Origin of the sequence: Frankia sp. AgKG'84/4 (genome assembly GCF_023242965.2) — a bacterium.
Classification (GTDB): domain Bacteria; phylum Actinomycetota; class Actinomycetes; order Frankiales; family Frankiaceae; genus Frankia.
Genome location: NZ_JALKFU020000958.1, coordinates 1 through 1,983, shown reverse-complemented (window position 1 = coordinate 1,983; position 1,983 = coordinate 1). Strand labels below are relative to the sequence as shown.

2 protein-coding genes are annotated in these 1,983 nt (G+C 75.5%); one reads left to right on the top strand and one right to left on the bottom strand.

The genetic code is table 11. The features are described 5' to 3' along the window. Positions 1 to 1,100: AMP-binding protein (locus MXD58_RS26330; RefSeq protein ID WP_250610464.1), on the top strand; the 1,100-nt coding region annotated here is incomplete at its 5' end. Between the two features lie 51 nt (positions 1,101 to 1,151). Here the strand turns inward: MXD58_RS26330 and MXD58_RS26325 are convergent. After that, positions 1,152 to 1,983, bottom strand: an 832-nt coding sequence (locus tag MXD58_RS26325) for an ABC transporter ATP-binding protein (RefSeq protein WP_250610457.1), incomplete at its 5' end; no start/stop codon positions are given.

Genomic DNA, 1,983 nt, shown 5'->3' with positions numbered 1-1,983 from the left:
AGACAGGGGCGCTGCCGGGCCCGCCCGCCGGCCCGGGGGGCGGCGAACGGCCGGCGCTCATCCTGTACACGTCGGGGACGACCGGGGCGCCCAAGGGCGTGCTGCTCTCGGCGGGCGCGATCGCCGCGGACCTCGACGCCCTCGCCGATGCCTGGGCGTGGACCGCGCAGGACACCCTGGTGCACGGCCTGCCGGTGTTCCACGTCCACGGCCTCGTGCTCGGGGTGCTCGGCGCGCTGCGGGTCGGCAGCCGGCTGACGCACACGGTCCGCCCGACGCCCGCGGCGTACGCGGGGGCCGGCGGGAGCCTGTACTTCGGCGTGCCGACGGTGTGGTCGAGGGTGTGCGAGGACCCGACGAGCGCGCGGGCGCTGGCAGGGGCGCGACTGCTGGTGTCCGGCAGCGCGCCGCTGCCGGTACCGGTCGGCGAGCGGCTGCGGGCGCTGACCGGGATGATGCCCGTCGAGCGCTACGGCATGACCGAAACGCTGATCACGACGAGCAGCCGGGCGGACGGCGAGCGTCAGGCCGGCTGGGTGGGAACGGCGCTGCCCGGTGTCGAGACGCGCCTGGTCGACGACGAGTCCGGGGCGCCGCTGCCCCGCGATGGGGAGAGCATCGGCGAGCTCCAGGTCCGTGGCGCGACCCTGTTCGACGGCTACCTGGGCCGGGCCGAGGCCACCGCGGCCTCGTTCACCGCGGACGGCTGGTTCCGCACCGGCGACGCGGCGGTGATCGACGCGGCCGGACGGCACCGGATCGTCGGGCGCCGCTCCACCGATCTGATCAAGTCCGGTGGCTACCGGATCGGCGCCGGCGAGGTGGAGGCGGCGCTGCTCGCGCATCCCGGGGTGCGGGAGGCGGCGGTGGTCGGCCTGCCCGACGCCGACCTCGGGCAGCGCATCACCGCGTTCGTCGTCGCGCCGGAACTCGCGCCGTCGGGGCGCGCCGCGGACGCGGCGGGTACCGAGCTGACCGATTTCGTGGCCCGGGAGCTGTCCGTCCACAAGCGGCCGCGGGAGATCCACTTCGTCGCCGAGCTGCCCCGCAACGCGATCGGCAAGGTCCGCAAGACCGAGCTGACGCCGCCGCGCGGCTAACCCGTGCCGGCCCGTCGGGGGTGTCGGTGGCGGCGGGCGCCGGCGGGCCGGTCAGCCGGCCGCGGCGTGGGGCCAAGACGGTGGGGATGAGCCGGGTGGCGCCTGGTCGGGTTCTGGGGCGGTGGACGCCAGGCGGCGGTAGAAGGCGCTGGTCGTCATCAGTTCGTCGTGGCCGCCCTGGGCGACGACGTGGCCCTGGTCGAGCGCCACGATGTGGTCCGCCGACCGCACGGTGGACATCCGGTGCGCGATCACCAGCACGGCCCGCTCAGCCGCGATGCCCCGCAGCACCCGGGTCAGGGCCCGTTCGCTGATGGTGTCGAGCTGCGAGGTCGGCTCGTCCAGCAGGAGCACGGCCGGCTGCGGCAGCAGCGCCCGCGCCACCGCGACCCGCTGTCGTTCACCGCCGGAAAGCAGCACACCGTGGTCCCCCACGGGCGTTCCGAGCCCCAGCGGCAGCCGGTCGACGAGGCCCCGCAGGCCGGCGGCCTCGACGACCCGCTCGACGTCGTCCGCGCCGGCGTCGGGATCGGCGTAGAGGATGTTGTCCAGCAGCGTCCCGTGCAGGACCGGGGTGTTCTGCTCGACGAGGTTCACCCAGCCGCGGGCCTCGTGCCGGGAGATCGACCGCACGTCACGGCCGCCGAAGAGGAGCAGGCCATCGTCCGGCTCATAGAACCGTTCGATGAGTTCGACGATGGTGGACTTTCCCGCGCCGGACGGCCCCATCAACGCGACCTGGCCCCGCCGCGGCACCTCGAACGTCACCCCGCGCAGCACCGGCGTCGCGGTGTAGGAGAACCACAGGTCGCGGAACTCGATCGCCGGCGGTTGGCCCGCCGCGGCGGGAGCGCCCACGCCCGGCGCGGCGCGGGGCGACAGC